The 19,965-nt window shown below is 36.4% G+C and carries 13 protein-coding genes, 1 pseudogene and 1 riboswitch; of the genes and pseudogenes, 2 read left to right on the top strand and 12 right to left on the bottom strand.

The window, feature by feature from the left end; translation table 11 throughout:
• Window positions 1–128 precede the first annotated feature (128 nt).
• From KQI21_RS16470 to lipM, 6 genes are all read right to left on the bottom strand, one after another.
• Entirely contained in the window at window positions 129–3,911 is a 3,783-nt protein-coding gene (locus KQI21_RS16470; protein ID WP_301281762.1) for a S8 family serine peptidase, read from the bottom strand.
• Between the two features lie 903 nt (window positions 3,912–4,814).
• Window positions 4,815–6,224: an NADP-dependent phosphogluconate dehydrogenase gene (gnd, locus tag KQI21_RS14820; RefSeq protein WP_216485007.1), complete on the bottom strand. Its 1,410-nt coding sequence runs from the start codon at window positions 6,222–6,224 to the stop codon at window positions 4,815–4,817.
• An 88-nt stretch (window positions 6,225–6,312) separates the two neighbouring features.
• Window positions 6,313–7,407: a glycosyltransferase family 4 protein gene (locus KQI21_RS14815; RefSeq protein ID WP_216485006.1), complete on the bottom strand. Its 1,095-nt coding sequence runs from the start codon at window positions 7,405–7,407 to the stop codon at window positions 6,313–6,315.
• A gap of 537 nt (window positions 7,408–7,944) precedes the next feature.
• Complete coding sequence (gene hprK, locus KQI21_RS14810) at window positions 7,945–8,880, bottom strand: HPr(Ser) kinase/phosphatase (protein WP_216485005.1); 936 nt, start codon at window positions 8,878–8,880, stop codon at window positions 7,945–7,947.
• 827 nt (window positions 8,881–9,707) lie between these two features.
• Complete coding sequence (lipA, locus tag KQI21_RS14805; RefSeq protein WP_216485004.1) at window positions 9,708–10,658, bottom strand: lipoyl synthase; 951 nt, start codon at window positions 10,656–10,658, stop codon at window positions 9,708–9,710.
• Window positions 10,651–11,469: an octanoyltransferase LipM gene (lipM, locus tag KQI21_RS14800; RefSeq protein ID WP_216485003.1), complete on the bottom strand. Its 819-nt coding sequence runs from the start codon at window positions 11,467–11,469 to the stop codon at window positions 10,651–10,653. Before lipM ends, lipA begins: the two co-directional genes overlap by 8 nt.
• Window positions 11,470–11,896: 427 nt before the next feature.
• A riboswitch (TPP riboswitch) is annotated at window positions 11,897–12,002 on the bottom strand.
• A 354-nt stretch (window positions 12,003–12,356) separates the two neighbouring features.
• Here lipM and KQI21_RS14795 point away from each other — a divergent pair.
• Entirely contained in the window at window positions 12,357–13,163 is an 807-nt protein-coding gene (locus tag KQI21_RS14795; RefSeq protein ID WP_216485002.1) for a MurR/RpiR family transcriptional regulator, read from the top strand.
• A gap of 8 nt (window positions 13,164–13,171) precedes the next feature.
• On the opposite strand, the gene KQI21_RS14790 is transcribed toward KQI21_RS14795, so the two are convergent.
• The 6 genes and pseudogenes from KQI21_RS14790 to KQI21_RS14765 all read right to left on the bottom strand — a co-directional run bounded on the left by KQI21_RS14790 (window position 13,172) and on the right by KQI21_RS14765 (window position 18,363).
• Entirely contained in the window at window positions 13,172–13,867 is a 696-nt protein-coding gene (locus tag KQI21_RS14790; RefSeq protein ID WP_216485110.1) for an N-acetylmannosamine-6-phosphate 2-epimerase, read from the bottom strand.
• A 99-nt stretch (window positions 13,868–13,966) separates the two neighbouring features.
• Window positions 13,967–14,110, bottom strand: a pseudogene (locus KQI21_RS16295) (PTS sugar transporter subunit IIB); the annotation flags it as partial.
• A 1,012-nt stretch (window positions 14,111–15,122) separates the two neighbouring features.
• On the bottom strand, window positions 15,123–15,431 hold the full coding sequence (locus tag KQI21_RS14780; RefSeq protein WP_216485001.1) for a PTS sugar transporter subunit IIB: 309 nt from the start codon (window positions 15,429–15,431) through the stop codon (window positions 15,123–15,125).
• A complete protein-coding gene (locus KQI21_RS14775; protein ID WP_216485000.1) occupies window positions 15,425–15,754 on the bottom strand; it encodes a PTS lactose/cellobiose transporter subunit IIA in 330 nt (109 codons plus the stop codon). The genes KQI21_RS14780 and KQI21_RS14775 overlap by 7 nt, the downstream gene beginning before the upstream one ends.
• Window positions 15,754–17,040, bottom strand: coding sequence for a PTS sugar transporter subunit IIC (locus KQI21_RS14770; protein ID WP_216484999.1), 1,287 nt, complete (start codon window positions 17,038–17,040; stop codon window positions 15,754–15,756). Before KQI21_RS14770 ends, KQI21_RS14775 begins: the two co-directional genes overlap by 1 nt.
• 18 nt (window positions 17,041–17,058) lie before the next feature.
• Window positions 17,059–18,363: a 6-phospho-beta-glucosidase gene (locus KQI21_RS14765; protein WP_253291539.1), complete on the bottom strand. Its 1,305-nt coding sequence runs from the start codon at window positions 18,361–18,363 to the stop codon at window positions 17,059–17,061.
• Between the two features lie 758 nt (window positions 18,364–19,121).
• On the opposite strand from KQI21_RS14765, the gene KQI21_RS14760 reads away from it, so the two are divergent.
• Entirely contained in the window at window positions 19,122–19,844 is a 723-nt protein-coding gene (locus KQI21_RS14760) for a GntR family transcriptional regulator (RefSeq protein ID WP_216484998.1), read from the top strand.
• The last annotated feature ends 121 nt before the right edge of the window (window positions 19,845–19,965 follow it).

Below are 19,965 nucleotides of genomic sequence, written 5' to 3'. Positions count from 1 at the left end.
ACTCTTCCTTACACTCTCTCACAATCATCAGTTTGAATTCTTCCCTATATTTAGGTATAAATAAGCACCTCAAAAGTCTGATTTCAATCTACGTTTGAGGTGCAGTAAATACTGGATCCTTTCTTTACTTAAGCAAAAATTTCCCAAAACCAACTAAATAATAATGCTAATTTAGTAAAAATATATTCGAAAAAGCTGTATTCTTCGTTGTGCTTATTCTCATCTTCCTTTTTATCTTCTAATTTAGTAACTGTATAGGTTGCGACTGTTTCATGTCCAGCTAAATCGACTGCTTTAAATTCAAATTCATTCTTTCCTTCTGTTAGATCGAGCTCCACCTCAATTTCTTCATTAAAACGATATTTTCCGTACGGTTGAGATAGGGCGTGGGTATATACATGATCACCATCGACAAATAAATTGATGTCATCAAAATTATCTCTGACTTTTGCCTTCACTATGATCGTATTTGCTTTCGTTTTCTTCTTTCCTTTTACACTTAACTTGGCAGGTTGGCTATCAACGAAATAGCGGCGTCCAATTTCTGTTTTATTGCCAAGACTATCGACTGCTTTTATTTTGGCAAAATGATAATCGTCTTTTTTATGTTTTACCGGTAAAGAAAAATTATAGCGTCTTTTCTCTTCATCAAAGGTTAATTCTGCCTTCTCACCATTAATGGTTACTTCTTTTACTTCCGATTCATCTGTTACATAGCCTGAGAATACAACTTCCTTACTATCGCTTACACTCAATGATTCCGGAGATTGTAAACGAAGATCAGGAGCGGTTGTATCTGGTTCCACTATTTCCGCTTCTGCTTCCGCTTTGTTTCCGGCATAATCGGTAGCAACAACCGTAATAGTCGATTCTGAGTCTATATTTGGTAAGGCGTGTTCTATCTCCCCATTTACATACGGTTCCTTTAATACCGATTTACCATCTACCAAAACATCCCAAGAAGCAACACCACTTCCGCCTTCGTTATCCTCCACATGAGCCGTAAGTAACTCTTTATCAAAGCTATAGGAGGCTTCAACCTTTGGAGGCGTCTTATCTAAAATAACTGGGAACTTAAGAGCCTGCCATTTTGCTCCTTCATAATCGATAATCCCTTCTGCCTGTAAATAGTATTTACCTTCCGGCGCAGGTTTACCTTTGATTTTTCCATCCCATGCTCTTGCTGCTGAAATAGAATGATATGTTGCAGCACCGGAATCATAAAAATCTTTTCTAATATCGGACTCCAACCGGATGGTACGTACTTTTTTTCCATCTTCATCTAATACAGTGAATTTTGCATTTTTAGCATTTCTTAAAAACGATAAGACAAGTAATGCATCATCTTGAACACCATCATCATTTGGGGAGAATGCAATTTTTTCTGGATTAATTTTACCAGTTACCAAGTCCTTGCCTAAAAAGTCGTATTGTATTTCACCGTCCGCGTCTTTACCGGTCGATGTAACAACACCTGTCACACCATAAAATGAGTCATCCTCCCACATAGGCCGATCGAAAATTGGTGCACGATTCCAGTCTCCTTTAAAACCTGCATAAGGAACCGTTAATTTCGGGTGTGTGTCTGTCGGATCTGTCAATGTGACGAAACCTTCCAGCCAGTAACCATTCGTAGACCGTTTTATTAATGAATCATCTACAGAGCTTACATCAATCGTTACGGTAAAGGTTATCGCCTTGTTTGCCGGTACTTCGATAGAAGCTTTTTCCTTTCCATTAATTTTAACAATGTCACCTAGATCATTTGCTGGTAAAACGTTTGGAGCCGTTACAATCTTGTCATTACTAATTGCTGTTGTATCTGTTTGAGCATTAGCTTCCACTTCATATTTGATCGGTTCATCACTAAAGTTTTCTGCTGTTAATTCAAATGAAACTCGATCTGCTGAAACTTCTTTTAATGCTACTTTTGCTTCTTTCGTTTTTGCTTCTGTTACCATTACTGGAGTAGCCAGTGCCGCATGTAATTGCATCAAGCCAGCTCCCTGACGCCGAGGAGAAACAAGCTCATCTTCAAATGTCACTTGCTTAGATGTATTCATTAATAAGTTTTTAGCTAGCTTGATCCGATCAGCTTGTTCATAGCCGAATTCCTTATCCACACGTTGTAAAACTAATGCTCCACCTCCCGCAACATGTGGGGCTGCCATGGAAGTTCCGCTCATCAATCCGTATTGATTATCGTTTAAAGTAGAATAAATTTGTCCACCGGGAGCAGTAATTTCTGGTTTAAAGTCAAGATTCGGTGTTAAACCCCAAGAAGAAAAAGCGCTCAATTTACCTGCATCAGGATTGTCCATCGTTCCAGATTCTCCGAAAAAGGTAATGGATACAGATTGCTCCTGCCTAATTGCCTCAACTAATTTATTTCCATCGCTTTTTAACATAAACAACTGAGGAATTTTAATTTCTGAATCTGTCGCCATATTGACGACACCATCTGTATTATTATAAATAATAACCCCGGCAGCGCCTGCAGCTTGTGCATTTAACACTTTATCTGTAAACGTAATTCCTCCACGCTGAATCAATGCATATTTTCCTTCTGCATCTATCCCTTTAAAATCTTCTGGAAGGCCTAGCCCAGCATCAAGGACAGCAAATTCACTACCATCTGTTGGTGGGTTTGTATTACCTGCTGAAAGGAATGCAGCCGTGTCCTCCTCACCGTCAATTTTATACGTTAATTTATTTACTTCCATAAATGTATTTTCAAAAGAAGCAACTTGTAATGAGTCTGTAGCAACACCTGGAGAACCGACTAACCCATAATCTGGATTAGTAGCAAACGGGAAAGAAAATCCATCTCCAAATAAGGCTGAGTTGCCACCAGATATGGACATTAGAACTCCATTTTCAACAGCGCGTGAGACTGCTTGTTGCTCTGGTGAATCGCTATTCACATAACCTGCAGGTGAACCTAGACTCATGTTTAAAGCATCTACCCCTAATTTAATCGCATCATCAATCGCTTTTATATAAACATCTCCAAATGTTGATCGCATCTCCGGATCATTTCCAAATACCTTTAAAGCAAGTAATTGAGCTTCTGGTGCGATTCCAAGTACTCCTTTATTCTCCCCGTCTCCGTTCGCACCCACTGTACCCGCTACATGCATTCCATGGTAACTTGCTTTGGAGTGAATCTCTCTTATCTCCTCATTTTTATCCATATAATTATAGCCATAAGGTACTTTATCTGAATAAAACTTGCCTGGAAGTGATTCTTCTTTAATGACTGATTGAACTGCTTCTTTGGTTAACGCAGCTGTTTCCGTATCCGATATTTTCATATCCTGATGATTCGGGTCAATACCTGTATCAATAATACCGATTAGCATCCCTTCACCTTTGAACTGATATTCCCGCCAAGCCTTTTGTGCCTCTACTAATTCTTTACTATATTTCATTTCTGGTTTGGCAATTGGGCGCTCGTATTCATTTACGATATGCACTCTTTTTACACCGCGAATTTTTTGGATTTTTTCAATGTCTTTCTGCTTTACCTCTGCACTAAAACCATTTACGACAGTGGTAAATTCTTGTAGATATTTTGCCGTTACTTTTTTTTGCTTGATCTCATCTTTAATCGACTTTTGCTTCGTCTTTACATCTTTATCCAGTTTCTTTTTTTCCTTTTCCGACATGCTATTAAATGTTATACCTTTCTTTGTCGCTATTTCAATCGTAGGTTGATCTTTTAGCTCGACAATAACTCGAACTTCTTGATCAGAATTCTCTGTTTCCGTTAACTTATTTAATAGAAAATCTGACTTTTTTGCTGGTTGAGGTAATTGTTTCATTGCTTGCACCGTAGAAAAACTACTAAATATGAGTAAAATAACAAATACAAGAATAAAAGAACGTTTTCGTGTCGAATGAGACTTCATACGTGCTCCCCCTTTATTTTTTAGTCGTTTACCGTTTGCTAAATTTACCTCCTATCCTTATACATAATATTCTGATAGATTTAATAATAGTAAAAATTTGATTATTACAGAAGTGCCAATAGTCCCGTATAAAGTGAAACTTCATTTCTTGGAATGCTTTTCCCAAGAAATGTTAGTTGAACGAATCGGGCATTTAGGGGCCGTTTTCTCACACTTAGACCCTTTTGTATCAACTCAGGTCTTGAAGTGGGAAGCTTACGGCACCTTACATGCGGGATAAAATGGAGTCTATGTATTAAGACAAATAGCTACAAGAAAAATATGTTTAAAAAGAAATCTTTATGCTTATTTCTAGAGGGCTAATTTAAAGTTATCTATCAATTGTTTTTTTAACAGAGATACGTTTACAGATAGATTATGGAACAGATGATAAGGGGAATTATACTTATTTACGATATGTAGAAGATTTTTGCTTAATCATCTTAGCATGTATAAACATTTTATGCACAAATACATTCTTCTCCTTTTTCCTGCACTCTTCTAGTTATCCTGTTTAAGAAGGTAACTTAGTTAAAAGTCTTCAATATATGAAATAACTTTTTGATATTTCGATAAATCCATAGGCAATATAGATTATTTTTTCGCCAAATTATGCACTTTTATAATCGGGTAATGGCATCTGGAATCAAGGTTGTAAATAAGAAGCTGATTATTTAAATGAAAAAAATACGGAAATCTTAATTGGTGGATAAAGGAAGTACAGTGATGAGGAAGCCGATGTTAACTTATCGTACGAAGTTTGCTAGCAGCATGAGTGCGGAAGCTGGTCACAAAAGCGCAAGTGCTAGGTTTTCTATACATAAAAAAAGCTCCTTCAGATTATCTGAAGAGAGCTTATCTTACTTAAAACCATTGCGTATGGAAGACGCCTTCTTTATCTTTTCGTTGATACGTATGTGCTCCAAAGTAATCACGTTGTGCTTGAACTAAATTGGCAGGTAATTCAGCAGAACGGTAGCTGTCATAATAAGCGATGGCACTTGATAATGCTGGTACAGCAATACCATGCTTAATGGCAACAGCAACAACTTCACGTAGTGCTCCTTGATAAGTCTCCACAATTTCTTTGAAGTAAGGATCAAGCAGTAAATTAGCTAATGCAGGATTACGATCATACGCATCTTTAATTTTTTGCAGGAACTGAGCGCGGATAATACAGCCCCCACGCCAAATCATGGCAATTTCGCCATAACTTAAGTTCCAATTAAATTCTTCTGATTGTGCACGCATTTGCGCAAAACCTTGGGCATACGAACAGATTTTACTCATATATAGTGCTTTACGAACTGCTTCAATTAATGCTTGTTTATCTCCTGTAAATGCTGTAGACTCTGGCCCTTTTAATTGTTTACTTGCTAATACGCGTTCGTCTTTCATTGCTGAAATAAAGCGGGCAAATACCGACTCCGTAATCAGTGGTAACGGAACCCCTAAGTCTAATGCGTTTTTGCTCGTCCATTTTCCAGTACCTTTTTGACCTGCAGTATCTAAAATAACTTCAACTAATGGTTGATTCGTTTCTTCATCTTTTTTTGTAAAAATATCTGCTGTAATTTCAATAAGATAGCTATCGAGCTCACCTTTATTCCATTCTGCAAACACCTCATGAAGCTCGTCTGCATTTAAACCAAGTACATGTTTTAAAATAAAGTATGCTTCTGAAATAAGTTGCATATCTCCATATTCAATACCATTATGAACCATTTTCACATAATGACCTGCACCATCCGGACCGATATACGTTGTACATGCCTCGCCATCTACCTTAGCTGCGATTGCTTCGAAAATTGGAGCAACTAGTGCATGAGCTTCTTTTTGGCCTCCAGGCATGATGGATGGTCCTTTTAACGCACCCTCTTCTCCACCGGATACACCAGTACCGATAAAATGAATACCTGCTTTCTCAAGCTCTTTATTTCTACGAATCGTATCTTCAAATAATGTATTTCCACCATCAATTAAAATATCGCCTTTTTCTAAATACGGGCGGAGTGCTTCAATGGTTGCGTCGGTAGCTGCACCTGCTTTTACCATCAATAGAATTTTACGTGGTATTTCCAGTGACTGAACAAATTCTTCAAGTGAAAAAGCACCTTTAAAATTTTTATCCTTTGCTTCATTTTGTAAAAAAGCTTCGGTTTTCTCACTGGAACGATTATAAACAGCGACAGAATAGCCGCAACTTTCAATATTTAATGCAAGGTTCTTTCCCATGACAGCTAAGCCAATTACGCCAATTTGTTGTTTACCCATGTTTGTATGTCATTCCTTTCCAGCTCTAAACTGTATATACCTCATTTACTTCTTCTTTATTATAGTAGACTTTATCCATTTTGACGATTCATTTTGTTTTATCTTCACCTTTTTGTCTTATTTGTCTTGTAACTATTAAACGAAGCATACGCAACACAGGCCGTTTTCCTCCCATAACAATCCCTGCCATTTCCGCAAAAAGATGGAGGAGAATCAGTACGATAATCGTAATAATAAATGAAACGGTGATACTTGCATTGGAAAATAATATAGCTAAAGTTCCAAACAATGCGCTAAATCCATATATAATTAACACTGTTTTACGATGGCTGTAGCCTGCCTGTAAAAGTTGATAATGGATATGTTTATTATCCGGCATCATAATATTTTCTTTATTATAAGCTCTGCGGGCGATGGCAAACAATGTATCAAATATTGGAACAGCTAAGACAATAATTGGAATAATAAAGCTAAATAAAGCAACATTTTTAAATAAACCCAGCATGGAAACAACTGCGATCATATACCCAAGAAAGTTTGAGCCTGTGTCTCCCATATAAATTTTTGCAGGGTAAAAATTATGATACAAAAAGCCAAGATTACTCCCAATTAATACAATACAAAGATAAGCAACAATAATTTGCATGTCTATAAATGCCATAATACAGATACTAATCAATGCGATCGACGTCACACCTGTTGCTAGACCATCTAAGCCATCAATTAAATTAATCGCATTTGTAATTCCGACTACCCATAAAACAGTAATCATCACACTAATAAATCCCAGTTCAACAGTTCCAAAAAGTGGAAGAGTTAATTTTTCAATAATCAGGCCTGATGAAACTAAAAATGAGGCTGCTATTAATTGTCCCGTTAGTTTAACCATCGGCTGGATACTAAACCGATCATCTAGTGCACCAGTTATAATAATAACAACGGCTCCAGCAGCTATTTCAGGCAAATGTGGATGATATGGCTGTAGATAAAGTAATCCAGCTACTGTTCCCAAAAAAATGGCTAACCCCCCCAGACGAGGAGTTACTTTTGTATGTATTTTTCGATAGTTAGGAAAATCAACAGCACCGATTAAAAAGGCCAATTTTTTTACTGGATAAGTAAGCAGAAAAGATGTTATCACGGCGATACTAAAGGCTATTATTAAATCCACATAATTTAACATATCATTCTCCTAAGATTCTTAGCTGTATTTCTCCTTGCTTTCATTAATACGTAATCGTCTTAAATTATATCGAACCCTAGCAGTTTTTAGCAAATTTTATTGTGTCTATCGATAATTTTTGATAGTATTCTTGTAGAACAAAAGCGGAAAATCCGGCTAGCGACGTACTAACTCGAGGTCTTCTGACGAGATAAAGTGAATCTTCATTTCTTGGATGCTTTTCCCAAGAAATGTTAGATAAACCAATCGGGGATTTAGGACCCGTTTTTCTCATCATGTTCGCATCATCATTAGTACATTTTTGAAATGAGAAAAATACGGATCCTTACATCCGGGATAAAGAAAACATGCCTCTAAAATAGGGATATGCCGACGCCTGAGCGACAAGCCCGCTTTTAGTCGGTCTTCCTTTAGTTTATTCTTGTCTATCACAATTCCAATCATTTCGGTTGTCTCGCTATTTATGATGGCGCCTTAGAATCCGCAATTATTGCAATACGATGATAAATTCCTTTTAGAGCTTGGAAGGCCCTTGCATTAAGGGGCTCCTTTTTCCTTTTTTTCCATATCCGATTCTAATCGTTGAATAAATTCTTCGGCCGCACTATAGCCCTGCTGCTGCAAATACCAATTATTAGCCGCTGCTTCTATTAGACCGACCACGTCTCGTCCCGGCTGTAATTGAATTTCAATACTCGGAATCGTTACACCCATATAATCACAAGTCTGAGTTTCTAATTCCAATTCATTATTTAGTGCATCCTTTTCCCATTCGGTTAAATGAATATCTAATGCAATTCGTGTTTCCTCTTGAAATGCTTTTCGCCCATATAATCGAACGACATTCAAAAGTCCAACACTGCGTAAGGCAAGAAACTCTTTATTCGTCTGGTTATGTGTACCAAGCAATGTATCAGGACCTAATTTTTTTAAAACGACAATATCATCAGCAACCAATCGATGTCCTCTGCCAATTAGTGTGTGAGCTATTTCACTTTTACCAATTCCTGATTTTCCGCGAAGTAATACCCCAAGTCCAAAGATATTTACACATACAGCGTGTATTGCTGTCTCTGGTGCTAATGCTTTAATCATATAAGCATCATACTTTTCAATAAACGTAGATGTAGGCTCTTTCGTACGAAGCAGCGGTATCCCCTCTTCCTTGCAAAATTGAGTCAGATATTGCAGCCCCCCCTGGTCAGAAGTTACAATAAAACAAGGTGGATGATATTTTACAATATTACCAATTCGTAGACGCCGCTGTTCATGGGACAATTGGTGTAAATAAGTTATCTCCTTTTTGCCGAGTACTTGAACATGCTCCATTGGAAAAAAATCAAAATATCCAATAAATTCCAGCCCTGGACGATGAGTTCTTGGCTTCGTTATTCTCCGATGTAGTTTATCCTCTCCTACCAGTACTTCCAAATTAAATTGTTGTGCCAATTCTTGAACGGTGACGGACTTCATAGTTATAACGCTCCATTTCTATTTACCTATAAGAGATTGTTCAAAAGTTGTTTAAAAATAACACGTCGAATTTTCTGTGTACGTTAGAATGGATAATTTTTTTGCATGCTGAAGTTAAAAGGTAACGCGAGTGGAAATGCCCATGTCCAACGCATCAGTAGAACTAGGCAGTCGTCTCTGTTAAAGACTTGAAGCTAGACAAATTTTCTTATTGACTTATTCCCCCGACGGTTCCCGAAACGGCACCGCCTCAAACTTCTGTGGTTTACTTATCTTCTTTTCGAACACGCACACGATAAAGTATAATTTTTTAGTGGCATTTTCTTTATTCTTAACTATTTGAACACCTTAAAATGCTATAAAGTGAAACTTCATTCCGTGGAACTCTTTTTACACGGAATGTTAGTACCACAAGGGTATGACCTAAAGGCCCTTAAACCAATCGGGCATTTAGGTGCCGTTTTCTCCTAACTTAGACCCTTTTGTACCAGCTCAGGTCTTGAAGTGAGAGTCTTACGGCACCTTACATGCGTGATAAACTTAACCCTATTATACATGTTAATACAATAAACCCGAAATAGAGAGTTCGTATCGTAAGCATAAACTTTTATTAGCTACGAAACTGCGTAAATAGTTCATTACGTACATGTTGATTTTAATTTTTACCAACCGGGAGTCTCTTTATTACTTTACACACTGCCTGTTCATACATATGGACAAAAGGAACACCCTCCAAAACGGGGGTGCTCTAGAATGTATAGTCTCATGCCTATCCAATTTTTATGCTTATTTATAGCGAAGGGGGCCACCGTAAATGCAGCTTACTCTTACTTTGTAAACTTAAAATCAACCACTTGGTTTTCCTGTTCTTCATAGCCCTTCATATAATTAATTCTTCTTTGTGCAGCCGTTTGACTTACTTGTTCATCAGCATGATAAGAAGAACGAACTAATGGCCCTGATTCACAATGTTTAAATCCTTTGTGTAATGCAATTTCCTTTAATTCTTCAAACTCATCTGGATGATAGTAACGCTCTACTTTTAAATGCTTTTTCGTTGGCTGCAAATACTGTCCGATTGTCATAATATCTACTTGATGGGCTAAAAGATCATCCATTGCTTGGATAATTTCTTCTTTTTCCTCTCCTAAACCGACCATAATACTCGATTTTGTTGGTGTATGTGGAGCAATTTCCTTTACACGCTGTAATAATTGTAATGAACGATCATAGGTAGCTTTTGCACGTACTCGTTTCGTTAAACGACGCACTGTCTCGATATTATGGTTAAAGATATCCGGATTACTATCCATAAGCGTATGTAAGCTTTCATAATCCCCCTTCATATCAGAAGGAAGAATTTCAATCGTACAACCTGGATTTTTCCTTCTTATTGCCCGAACTGTTTCCGCAAAAACGGCTGCACCGCCATCATATAGGTCATCACGTGCAACAGCTGTTACTACAACATGCTTCAGCCCCATTATTTTAACGGAGTCAGCTACTCGTTCCGGCTCGCCCCAATCTAATTCATTTGGCAATCCTGTTTTTACTGCACAAAAGCGGCAGCCTCTTGTACATGTATCACCTAAAATCATAAAGGTAGCTGTCTTTCTTTCACTCCAGCACTCATGTAAATTAGGACAACGCGCCTCTTCACATACAGTGTTTAATCGATTATCGCGCATTAATTTTTTTAGTCCCCGATACGATTTATTCGTATTAATCTTCGTTTTTAACCACTCCGGCTTTCTTACATATGTTGCGTCTTTAGACATGAGAAACCGCTCCTTTTAATGGTGTATTTGCATACTTTGCTTCAGCCAACTCATAAACTTCACTCCACTGACTCTTTGTTAAAGAGAAAGCTTTAAGTTCAATATCTAACGCATCCGAAAAACCTTTCTTAAATGCTTCTTTTACTATTTCATAGGAAACATGCTCCTGTAATAGCCGACTAATGGTTGTTGCCTTGTTCCAAAAAGCCTGTTTTTTTCTTTGCTTTATTCTCTCATTTGGAAATACAAATAAATCAAATAACATGTCGATATTTATTGATATCGGAATGGACCCATGTTGAAGCAATATGCCTTTCTTTCTAGTTTGTGCATTTCCGGATAGTTTTTTTCCATCAACAACTAATTCATAAAATGCTGGTCGTTCAAAACATATACTGCTTCTTTCTTTAGAAAGTGAGTCTGCATACGTTGCTTCAATCCCCAAATTGTTATACCCCTGAAGAATTCCTTTCGATAAATCATAATACGCCTGGCGAATAGTAGGAGCAATAGATGGATGTTCTTCGGAAATAACAATGCTATAAGTTAATTCATCATCGTGCAAGACGGCACTTCCTCCCGTCATCCTGCGTACAAACTGACATTGATGCTTACGTACACCATCCAAATCAATTTTCCCATCTATTTTTTGAAAATGTCCTACAGACAGAGTAGGAGCAATCCATTGATAGAAACGTAATGTTGGCGGTATTTCTCCTTCATGATGCCAATTTAGTAATGCTTCATCTAAAGCCATATTAATCGTTGCATCATGAGGAACATTTTCTAAAAGCCCCCATTGTTCTTTCATGAAAAATCGCCTCCAGAATAAGAGAACCTTTAAAACTTTCATATTTATTTATGAGGAAGTGAGAAGCATGGTAAATTGTACATCCCTACGTGAGAGTTTAGTGAATGAGTGTCCCTAACCATTCTTTTCTGTAGAAAGATCTCTTTTAAATTGAAATAATTCTTTAAAAAAGGAACAAGTCCGCCTAATAATGCAATATTTAGATTAAACTTTGCATAGTGGTAAGCAATTAGTCATAGAATTGGAGTTTTTCTATACGCTATCTCTTATAAAGTGAAAGGATTAGTCGCTCTTTACTTATCACAAGCTGTAGCATAACCATACTTTTACAAATGCCATTAGAAATTTTCACGGTTAAAGAACGTTCACTTAAAAAATTTATCCCTCTTAACGTATAAAATAAGCTGCATCCACCACGTGAATGCAGCCAAATATGACTACACTTTCCCACGCAGGCATTATCCTGTTCGGGTACGAAGGGTCAAAACATACATGTTCTTCTCAGCTATTCTCTAGCTCCCCTAGTGTTTAAAGGTCCAGGTTCAATTTTTTAACTATTTTTAGCTTAACAACGATGGTATTAATTGTAAAGTAAAAAATTGAACTCCCCTAAACTGTTTTCAACAAATTAGTTAGATTATTTGAAAAGATATATGTAGATTATCTTCCGTTCACAATTAGCAATTCATCTTATACTTTTATATAATTAGTATTAGTCTTATCAAAGAAGTTTTTAGATATGTCCTTATTTCTTATGGATAGTTAGTTGGGTTAATCTGACAATTACTAGCAGTTGAACTTCACCTAAACATTTTTTGAATTATTCATGTAGAGGACTTACTATCAGTTAATGCAGGACAAATAAATGTTTGTGGAGGAAATAAACAATGGGCTCTATTCTTGACCATATTCTCTTGAAATATCAAACACTAAGTAAAACCGAAAAAAAAGTCGCCGATTATGTGATAAACAACAGCCAAAATTTGTTGAATATTCATATTCAGGAATTAGCAGATAAAATAGATGTATCCATTGCTACGATTACACGATTCTGCAAAAAAATTGGTACAAAAAATTTTGTTGAGTTTAAAATATTGTTACGTGATGCCGTGGAACAAACGTTTGAATTAGGTGAAACAATTGAAACAGTTGCTCAATTTTATCATGCTGTTATAAAATCAACACATTCAGTAGCAGAGATCAAGGATTACGAACTAGCTGCAAACTGGATCCGAAGTGCTAGACAAATTCATGTTTATGGTCTTGGCAGTTCTGGTTTATCAGCACAAGAATTAAAAATCAGGCTATCAAGAATGGGATTTAGCGTTGATACACATATTGATTCTCATGGTATGATCATCAATGCTTCCATTCTCTCTTCAACAGACATCGTTATTGCTATTTCTTCTTCCGGACAGACAAGAGAGGTTATTGACAGTATAAAGGTTGCAAAGTCCAATGGTGCAAAAATAATTTCTATTACTAATTTTTCAGAGACCGCTTTAGCAAATCAATCCGATTTGATTCTGTATACCTCAAGTTTACATCTATATCATTTAAAAGGATTTATGAATAGTCAACTATCTATTTTGATTTGTTTAGATATACTTAGTATGATTTTATTATCCGACGAAGAAGCAATCCGTTCTTATCGACAAACACTGAAAAAATTAGAAGAATACAAGAAAATATAGCAACCAACTTATTCGTTGGCGCTATATTTTTCCATTTCATCGGTAAATTTTTTCGTGATGATTTGCGGTCTAGTGATGGCACTTCCTACTACAACAAAGTAAGCACCATTAATTAGAGCTTGAAGCGCCATTTGCGGCGAATCTATTTTACCTTCTGCGATCACCGGTATAGATAATTGAGTAATCATCTCCCTTAATAATGTAAAGTCATTTGTTGCTATATGTTGATCTTTTGTTTCTTCGGTATATCCAACTAATGTCGTTGATACACAATCAAATCCAAGCTTTTCTGCACGTTTCGCTTCATCAACCGTCGAAATATCTGCCATAACCATAGCAACTGATTGTTCCCTGATAAATGAGATCATCTCTTTCAAGCGTTGATCGTTTGGACGTCTTCTCATTGTTGCATCCATCGCTATGATGTTTGTTCCTACAGATAATAAGGCCTTTACTTCCTTAATTGTTGGTGTAATGTAAACATCACTATCTGGATAATCTTGTTTAATAATTCCTATTATAGGAACATTTACTTGTTGTTTAATCGCTTTTATATCAGCTACAGAGTTGGCTCTAATTCCTTTTGCTCCCCCCTCAACAGCAGCTAATGCCATTTTTGCCATAATTTCTGAGGAATGTAATGGTTCATTCTCTAATGCTTGGCAGGAGACAATTAGTTGATTCTTTAATTGCTTTAAATACATATCATAACTCTCCTTTTTTATTGTCGTCACTTCAGGTTCATAAATCACTTGAATACCACTGCCCTTAGCAACGACGCCTTTTGCCCCTGTTTTCATCAATGTTTCTATTTGTACGTGCTCTGGGTTATACACACTTACTCGTAAACGAGTTGCGCAATTATCAACATCTTTGATATTAGCTTTACCTCCGAGACCATTTATAATAGCAAGAGCTTGTTCTTTTGTAGTCTTCCATTTCTTCATCCTTTCGTCCGGGTGTTTTTAAATTAAACTTGCTAATCGCAAAGCGAAACGTAACGTAATATAGGAAAAACCAAAACAAACCAAACATTTTGGACGACCAGCCTTGGTGGATCCATGATTATTGATGGAACGTTAATTGAAGGAACGCAAGCCGTCTTTTTTGCTCAATTAGCGCAATCTGATAAAAATAGCTTGTAACCATTTTTGATCCAGGAAAGAATATACTTCGATTGTTGCAGGGTTACTTAATGCCCCTCCAATTCCAAGAAACAACCCTGCAGCTGGTAACACAGCGATAGGAAGCATAAATGACTTACCAAATCGTTGTGCCTTTTCAAAAAAGCCTTTTCCATGTCAGCACCTCATTCTCCTTTTTGTTTTTTAACAGTTTTATGATGCATATACACCTTTATTTGAAACCGTTTACTTTAAATCCATGGATATAAGGTGAACTCTCTAGAACTACTCAGCCAGGAATCCTACGAAAATCGGTTTTAATATGATTTTCTTTCAAAAATTCATTTTGATAACTATTTACATTTTAATTATATATATGAAAACTATTTTAATCAAGAGTTATGTTGATTCTATTAAAATTTAATAGATACTGGGAAGATACAAAGCTTAGAAATGAAACTTTTTGCTTGACTTATCTTAGAAAGAAGTTCTACAGCTTGAGGGCTTAAGCTAAAAGAAGCTACCATAAAAAACAGATTCCTATAAAGTGAAACTTCATTCAGTAGGAGTTTTCTTCCATCTCCTACTGAATGTTAGTACCAGAAGGGTATGACCTAAAAGCACTTGAACGAATCGGGCATTTAGGTACCGTTTTCTCCCACTTAGACCCTTTTGTACCAACTCAGGCTCTTAAAAGTGGGAGTCTTACGGCACCTTACATGCGGGATAAAATAAAAAAACCTGCTATATTCAAATTTAAGCAGGTTTTAACAAGCATTTTCAGTGTGAATTTTCTTTTTGTATAGAGTAATTCATTACAGTATTAAAATATTTTTTAATGATTAACTAAAGATAGTGCTTGATCTAACACTTTCTCTCCTTGGATCATTCCATAGGCCACTTGATCAATTACATCTACCGCTATCCCTTTTGGTTCAAGCTGAGCTTTAATTTTTGTTGCTAAATAACGAACTTGTGGTCCAATTAATACAACATCAAGCTGATCAAGTTCATGTTTCAGTTGAGTTTCTGCTACTGCACGAATATCTGCTTCTAATTTTCTGTTCTCAGCAGCTTCTTTCATTTTTTTAACAAGCAAGGATGTAGACATACCTGCAGAACAAACAAGGATAATCTTCAACATTTTTCCTCCTCTATTTTTTCATACATATGGATCATTTCTATGGCTAAATCTTTTACTGTCATTGCTGTCATTAAGTGATCTTGTGCATGAACAAGGATAATTGATACTTCTGTATGCTTTCCTTCTGCCTCTTGTTGTAGCAGCTTTGTTTGTAAGTGGTGTGCTTCGATAAATTCAGTTTCAGCTTCTCCTATCATATTGCGAGCTTCTTCTATTTGATTTACTCTCGCCCTTGATATCGCTTCCATAGAAAGCGAACGAGCATTTCCGGCATGTAAAATAATGGAAAATGATAATTGTTGTAATTCTTCTTTTCTAATCATTATTTTTCCCCATTTCGTTTCATTGTTCTTGTTCCTGCCAAGATGAATGGTATATACATTGCAATAGCGATAACTAAATTAACGATTTGTAGAGCGATTCCCCGCCAACTTCCTCCTGTTACAAGATATCCACTTAAAATTGGTGGTGTTGTCCACGGTAAAATAGCAACTGTTCTAGGTACTAGACCTGTGGCTAAAGCAATGTACGATGTAATTGTTAAGGTTACCGGAACCAAGATAAATGGAATCAACATAACAGGGTTCAACACAATTGGTAATCCAAAGATAACGGGCTCATTGATATTAAATATTCCAGCCGGAGCAGATAGTTTAGCAACTTGTCGATAAGGATGATTTTTCTCCTTTTGAATAACAATAAAGATAGCAATTAATAGAGCAATTGTGGTACCGCTTCCCCCAATAAATACAAATGAATCCAAAAATGGTTTAGTTACAATATTTGGAACATCAAATGCTGACATGCCATCCTTGAATAGGTTAAGATTTTCTTCAATTAACGGTAAATATACCGGTTCAATAACCGAACCTATAATATTCGTACCGTGTAATCCGAAGAACCAGAGCAGATGATTTAAAAAAGAAACAAGCATGGCAGCAGGTAACGTATTTCCGAGTCCCTGTAATGGCTCCTGAAGTATATTAAAAATCACTTCAAAAATGCTTATATTAGCAAACACATTCATAAGCGCTTGGAAAAATCCAAGTATAATTAATATGATCACTGCAGGTATTAAAGCTTCAAAGGATCTGGCCACACCATCCGGAACACCTTCTGGCATTTTTATTGTCATCTTGGAGCTTATAAGTATTCGGAAAAGTTCAGTTACAATTAAAGCAAGAATGATACCGACAAATAATCCTTGTGTTCCTAACCAACCTATATTTAGTCCACCATCTTCTGTAATCGGTACCAACATAATAAAACCGGATGCTGCAATTATACCAGCCGCTAACCCATCTACTTCATACGACTTAGCTAAATTATACGCGATTGCAAAGGTTACTAAAAGAGCTAATACGGCAAATGTGCCATTCCAAATACTTCCCCCTACTGCCTGCCAATTGCCCTCACCAAAGATTGTATTCATCCACTCCACAAAGTTAAAGGATCCAAATGGAGGAAAATTATTAATTAATATAGCTAAAGATCCTACTATAATCAAAGGCATAATAGCAACAAACCCGTCACGTATTGCTACAAGATGACGTTGTGATCCAATACGACCAGCAATTTCAATGAACTTTTGCATAATTTTATTATCCATGGATAACCCTCCCAATTTTTAAAAAAATTGTGGCAAGTAAGCTTGGTGAGCTTGTAACAACTCGTCAAGAATGATCTTGCTATCGGTTTCATCTGCTACTAATGGATTCATTACCATCGCCAAGTAAGCGTCATTATAATCACCAGATATACTTGCACGAATAACCAGCTCTTCAAATGCCTTCATTTGATAAATATGTCCTTTGATACTTTGTGGTAAAAAACCAACTGCAAGCGGCTTAGGACCATCTTTAGTAATTACACAATTCACCTCAATAACGGAATCAATTGGTAATTCCGGTATCGCCCCGTTGTTTAATGTATTAACTGTTTGAACATCTGCTTTATCATTATAAATAGAGTCCATTAAACTGCATGCTACATTGCTATAGAACGCACCTCCTCGTCTTTCTAATTCCTCAGGTTTTTCATGTAAATCAGGATTTTTATATAGTTCAAACAAGGATTTTTCCAGTCTTTGTACAACTTCTGCTCGTGTGCCATTTTCTTGTAATGATTGTATATCTTTTTTTAGTACATCAGCTGTTTGGAAATAGTACTGATGATATGGATTTGGAATGAGAGAAGTGGCTTCAATAAAAGTTTTAGACCAGCCAAGATTAATAATATTTGCTGGTAAATAATCCAATCCTTCAGTAACTTTTTTTAATATTTCTTGTGTGCGATCGATTCCATTGACTAAAACTTTTCGACCAAATACATAGTGATTCAAGCCGACAAATTCAATCATTACATCCTCTGGTTTCACGTTTAGTACTTCAGCAGCTGAGTAGCGCATATTATATGGAATGTTACAGACACCGATTACCTTTTTGTGTGGCGAATGTTTTAATAACGCTTCCGTAACAATACCTGCAGGATTGGTGAAATTAATAATCCAAGCATTCGGACAAAGCTCATGTACATCGTTTGCCAGTTCTATTAAAACAGGGATAGTCCGTAAAGCTTTAAATATTCCACCTGCACCATTTGTTTCTTGCCCAATATACCCGTGACTCAGTGGAATACGCTCATCTTTAGATCTCGCCTCCAGTCCGCCAACTCGGATTTGAGTCGAAACAAAATCAGCACCTTTTAAAGCTTCTCTTCTGTCTAATGTCCACGATAAGTGAATGTCTTTATTAGATTTTTCAATCATCCGTTTAGCCAGGTTTCCAACAATTTCAAGCTTGTCTCTCCCTTCTTCTATATCTACTAATACGATTTCTTCTACCGGAAAAGAGGAATGGCGTAAAATAATCCCTTCAATAATTTCTGGTGTATAGCTAGAACCTCCACCAATTACTACTAGTTTTAATGCCATTTTTATGCTCTCCTTTACAACGTTTGTCAAATTAATGAAGTTACATATATGATTGGATTGCTACTCAAAATGTACCATACAATTAATTCGTTGTAAATAACAATTTAAATATATTGTTATAACAATTAAAAAAGTTGTATTCAATAGAATTATCCTGTAAACTTTGACTAATAGGGATGTTAGAAAACTCCAATGGCAACCATCTAGTTGCAGTAATGCTTTGGACTTGAATATTTCTTTTTTAATCCCATTAAAGAAAGTTAACAATACAATTAAAATGAAACATTCCCTTCGCTCTTTTAAACATGGTGAAGCGTTAATAAAGTTATAATTACGTCTGATATACCTATCATGTATGAATACAAATGGTTTTTATGTTAAATAAAGTATAACTTCTATCAGTAGGAGGTTTCCTCCACCCCCCTACCGATAGAAGTAGCACAAACGCTAAAATCTTGGGCATCCTTGAAAAAGTTACGCAGCTTTCCTTGTCCTTGAAAAAGAAGTACACTTTTTCTGCGTGCGGTGTATTGCTGTCGAAGCATATCCTGTCCTTGAAAAAGAAGTACACTTTTTCTACGTGCGATGCGTAGCTACGTAGCTTTCCTTGTCTTGTGGACCTAAGTGAATCTGGAATTTAGGTGCCGTTATCTCCTACTTCACTTCTTCGTGAAGTCCGAGTCTTACGGACCTTACATTCGGGATAAAAATGAAGGAAAGTAACTAATAATTCAAAATAACTACGAAAGGAAACAAAAATGGACAAAAACAAATCTTTACATGCATATATTAAAGAAGAATTATTAAATCGAATTAAAGCTAATAAATATCAGCCTGGCGATAAGATCCCTCCAGAGCTTGAATTATGCAAGGATTTTGGCGTAAGCAGAACAACGGTTAGAACTGCTTTAAACCAGCTAACACTTGAAGGTTATTTGGTGCGTAAACAAGGAAAAGGCACATTTGTAGCTGATCAAAAAGTGAAACAAACATTAACTCAAACAGTCAAACGGTATAGTGATCAAGTTGCTATACAAGGTAAAGAAGCTGAAATAACGGTAATTGCTATTACTGTTATCCCTGCAGACGATTATTTAATGAATCAACTGGATGTCACGTTAAATGATCCGATCCAACGAATTGACAGAGTGCGAAAGGCTAATGGAGATGTAACTCAGTACGAAATTTCTTATATTCCTTGGAACATTGCACCCGGGATAACAGAAAAACAGGCCAAAACATCGCTCTATGCAGCATTAAAAGATGATTTTAATGTGCATATTGCAAGGACCGTCGAGCATATTGAAATAACACTTGCCGATGAACGCTGTTCTAAACATCTTCATTGTGAACTAAACGCGCCTTGTTTTCATATTGAAACAATTGCTGAAAATGAAAAAAAAGAAAAAATAGAATACTCCCGTGCCTATTTTAGAGGAGACAAAACAAACTTTGTAATTGAACGAAATTATCCTTTATAAAGTGAAATTTCTATTCAGTAGGCTTTTTCTTTATCCACTAAGAAGCACAACCAAAAGTATTCGACATGTCTTTTTCGCCCGTATTTTTTAAAAATTTAAATCAAAGACGCTTTGGGAGGTA

Source organism: Virgibacillus proomii (assembly GCF_018916875.1).
Taxonomy (GTDB): domain Bacteria; phylum Bacillota; class Bacilli; order Bacillales; family Amphibacillaceae; genus Virgibacillus; species Virgibacillus proomii_B.
This window is presented reverse-complemented; position numbering and strand designations above follow the sequence as displayed.